Raw genomic sequence first — 3,976 nt, 5'->3', positions numbered from 1 at the left:
GACCATGAAGGTCGACCGGCCACTCGCTAAGTCATCAGAGGAGCCAATACGGGTAAAAATCCGATCGAGGCAGGAGAGCGTTACCTTTCGCGCGGGTACGAAAGCACCGACGTGCGCCAGCAGGGCAATCAACGCTGTTTGGCGCATGTAGGTGCTTTTACCGCCCATGTTCGGGCCGGTAATAAGGGCCATGTGGCGGCCCGGGTGCAGGCTGCAATCGTTGGGGGTAAATTGCTCCACTTGCGTCTCTAACACCGGGTGGCGGCCTTGCACGATGTTCAAGATTGGCTGAGGCAGAAGCTGTGGGGCAACCCAACTGGATTCGTGTGCCACCAAGGCCAGCGCGGCCAGTGCGTCCAGTTCCGACAAAACCCGCGCACATTGTTGGGTGTAGGGGGTGAATTGCACCAACCATTCCAAAAGTTGGTCGTAAAGCGCTTTTTCAAGATTGAGTGCCCGCTCTTTGGCAGACAGTGCTTTTTCTTCAAAAGCTTTTAGCTCGCTGGTGATGTAGCGCTCGGCGTTTTTCATGGTTTGCCGGCGTACATAGTGCGAGGGTACTTTGTCAGCCTGTGCTGTGCTTACTTCGATGTAAAACCCGTGCACGCGATTGAACTCAACCTTGAGGTTGGCGATGCCCGTGGCCTCGCGTTCCTGGCGTTCTAATTCGATGAGGAATTGCCCACTGCCCGTTTGAATGTTTCGCAGTTCATCCAGCTCGGCGCTGTAGCCGTCTGCGATCACACCGCCATCGCGAAGCAGGGTGGGAGGGTTGTCGGCCAAGGCCGCGACCAGTTGCTGCAAAAGCTCTGGAGGCTGAGCCAGGGCCTGAAGAGCGGCCTCAAACACGGGCGCATGCAATGGCGATTGGTCGGCTTGGGCCAAAAGATCGGCCAGAGTGGGCAGGGCCTGCAAGCTTTCCCGCAGGGCAAGCAGATCCCGGGGTTTGGCACTTTGCATGGCCACACGGCTGCTGATGCGTTCAATGTCGGCCAGGCTACGCAGGGTTTTGATCACTTCTGCGCACAGGGGCTCATGTGCGCTGTCGCGGGTGTTCATGAGCCGGGCCACAATCGCTTGACGCGCCTCAATGGCTGGAATACTGCGCAAGGGTTCGAGTAGCCACTGGCGCAAGCGCCTTGCTCCCATGCCGCTGCCGGTGCGATTGAGGCGAGAAAAAAGCGTGGGTGAGGGTTCACCGCGCAGGGTCTCGGTGATTTCCAGGTTGCGCCGGGCGGCATCGTCCAAAACCAGATGGTCGTGTTCGTGCTCCACCTGTACGTCCGAGACATGTTTGAAAGTCTCGATATTGAGATGCGTTTCTTTGGCGTATTGCAGCGCCGCGCCCATGGCCGCGATGGCCAGGGGTGCTTGGTCGAGTTCCAGGCTGGTCAGGGTGCTCGCCTGCAACACAGCCTGAAGATGGGTGTGCGCAAAACTGGCATCAAAGTGCCAGGCTGGGCGCTCAATGGCCTGCACCACCTCGCATTGCCTGGCCATGGCTTTGTTATTCACCAACACCTCGGCCGGGTTGTATCGACCCAAATGCGCCAAAAGGCCCGCAGACTCGCATTCGAGTAAGCGGATGGACCCTGCAGACAAAGCCATGCAAGCCACGCCCCACTGTTTGCCATCTTCGGAGTACAGGCTGACCAGAGGCTTGTTTTCTTGGTCGGGCAAGAGGGCAGACTCGGTCAGAGTACCCGGTGTGACCACACGGGCCACGCGTCGCTCCATGGGACCTTTGCTTTGCCCCGGCGTGCCCACTTGTTCGCAAATGGCCACCGAGTGGCCCAAGGCTACGAGTTTGGCCAGGTATTGGTCGACCGCGTGAAATGGCACGCCCGCCATGGGGATGGGTTGACCTGCGGATTGGCCGCGATGTGTTAGCGTGATTCGAAGCAACTGCGCGGCCAGTTGGGCATCTTCGAAAAACAGCTCATAAAAATCGCCCATGCGGTAGAACAGCAGCTTGTCCGGGTACTCCGCCTTCAGGCTGAGGTACTGCTGCATCATGGGCGTGTGATTTTCAAACGCCGTGGTGGTGTTTGCCTGGACGTGTTCTGTCACTGCGTTACTTGAAACTCAACAGGTATTGAAGGGCTTTGGGGTTGCCGGCCACTGCATTGCCGGTGTCCATGTAGGTGGCGTTGCCTTGTGGGTCGGTGATTAAACCACCCGCTTCGGACACCAGCAGAACGCCTGTGGCGAGGTCCCACGGTTTGAGGCCGAAGCAAATGTAGCCGTCAAGGCGGCCACAGGCCACGTAAGCGAGGTCGAGCACTGCCGAGCCTGACTTGCGAATACCAGCCGTGCTTTCGGTCAGGGCCAACATTTTGCGTTTTACGCTTTGATCACCCTCACTTTTGCCACTTGGGAATGCAAACCCCACCAAAAATTCATTGGGTTTGCTGCGTTTGGATACGCGGATGCGTCGGTTATTTAAGAACGCACCTTCGCCCTTGGAGGCGGTGAACAGGTCGTTGGTGGCCGGGTTGTACACCACGGCCTGCTGGATGTTGCCAGCCACCCGCAGGGCGATTGAAATCGCGTAGTGGGGGTAACCGTGAATGAAATTGGCGGTGCCGTCGATGGGGTCGATGATCCACTCGTAATCGGACTTGCCTGAGGCGCCGCTTTCCTCGGCTAAAATGGCGTGGTCGGGGTAAGCCTGTTTAAGCACCTCGATGATGGCCGTTTCAGCGGCTTGATCGGTTTCGGTGACAAAATCGTTGGGGCCCTTCACGCCCACTTTGACCTGATCCAGATCCAGCTCTGCCCGGTTGATGATTTTTCCAGCAGCGCGAGCGGCTTTAACCGCCACGTTGAGCATCGGATGCATGGCCTTTCCTTTTCAATAAATTTGCGTTTAACCGCCCATTATAAATGACCCCAGTTGATTCCCTCGAATCCATTTCAATAGTTCTGGTAAAAACAAGTCATCCGGGCAATGTGGGCTCGGTGGCCAGGGCCATGAAGACCATGGGTCTTTGTGATTTGCGGCTTGTTCAACCCAAACATGCAGCGATTGCTGCCGACCCGGAAGCAATTGCCTTGGCCAGTGGGGCCGCCGATGTGCTGGCCAATAGTCAGGTGTACGCAAGCCTGCCGGAGGCCTTGGCCGATTGCCAGCGTGCTTACGCCCTGTCGGCGCGGTTGCGGGAATTGGGGCCTGCCCTGCAAAGCCCGGCTCAAGCCGCCCAAGAGGCCCTGAGTGCTTTGCCAGATGGGGTTCGCTCAGCCTTTGTTTTTGGTGCGGAACGTACAGGACTAAGCAATGAAGAAGTGCAGCGTTGCAACAGGCAGGTGTACATTCCTTCCAACCCGGCGTACAACTCTCTGAACTTGTCCCAAGCCGTACAAATTGTGTGTTACGCCCTGCGCGTGGCCAGCGAGGCCGCACATGCTGTTCCATTGGCAGTACCCAACCCGGAGAAACGCGATGTGCATGCGCCAAGGCTGGCTTCGGTGAAGGCGGTTGATGATCTTCAGGCCCATTGGCTGGAGGCCATGGAGGCTGTTGATTTTTTAAACCCCAGCAAGCCCAAAAAGCTGGTCCAGCGCTTGGCCAGGCTGTTGGGCAAGGCGCAGCTTGAGCAAGAAGAAGTCGATATGCTTCGAGGGTTTTTTAGCGATGTAATACGTGTTGCACAAGGGCGCCTTTACCCACACGAGCAGAATAAGCGCAAAGCGGATTAAACAGCCCGGGTGGGCTGATACACTGCGCTCTACCTACATTGATGAACACAAGGACAGTACACCCCATGTGGATACGCCTTCGGGAAGACATTGACACGATCTTGAAAAAAGACCCTGCGGCCAAAAACCGTCTGGAGGTGTTTTTGTGTTACCCCGGTTTACATGCCTTGATTTGGCATCGCTTGGCCAATCGGTCCTGGCGTGCAGGCTTGACCACCTTGGCGCGTTTTTTGTCACATTTGGGGCGTTTTTTTACAGGCATTGAAATTCATCCAGG

The 3,976-nt window shown here is 56.9% G+C and carries 4 protein-coding genes; 2 read left to right on the top strand and 2 right to left on the bottom strand.

Annotated elements, in window-relative coordinates; translation table 11 throughout:
• Together mutS and ACEQU8_RS02565 are read right to left on the bottom strand one after the other, a co-directional pair.
• On the bottom strand, positions 1–2,070 hold a 2,070-nt coding region (mutS, locus tag ACEQU8_RS02570; RefSeq protein ID WP_370261251.1), incomplete at its 3' end, for a DNA mismatch repair protein MutS.
• Positions 2,071–2,074: 4 nt separating this feature from the next.
• Positions 2,075–2,842, bottom strand: coding sequence for an inositol monophosphatase family protein (locus ACEQU8_RS02565; protein WP_370261249.1), 768 nt, complete (start codon positions 2,840–2,842; stop codon positions 2,075–2,077).
• A gap of 44 nt (positions 2,843–2,886) precedes the next feature.
• Here ACEQU8_RS02565 and ACEQU8_RS02560 point away from each other — a divergent pair, with 44 nt between their 5' ends.
• Positions 2,887–3,699 (top strand): RNA methyltransferase, encoded by an 813-nt coding sequence (locus ACEQU8_RS02560; RefSeq protein WP_370261248.1) that lies wholly within the window; start codon positions 2,887–2,889, stop codon positions 3,697–3,699.
• A 65-nt stretch (positions 3,700–3,764) separates the two neighbouring features.
• Positions 3,765–3,976 (top strand): serine O-acetyltransferase (locus ACEQU8_RS02555; protein ID WP_370261252.1); only part of this gene is annotated, 212 nt, incomplete at its 3' end.

Source organism: Limnobacter sp., from assembly GCF_964228395.1.
In the GTDB taxonomy this organism is placed as follows: Bacteria; Pseudomonadota; Gammaproteobacteria; order Burkholderiales; family Burkholderiaceae_B; genus Limnobacter.
The sequence above is the reverse complement of the archived record's forward strand: the minus strand, read 5'-3'. Positions and strand labels throughout refer to the sequence as shown.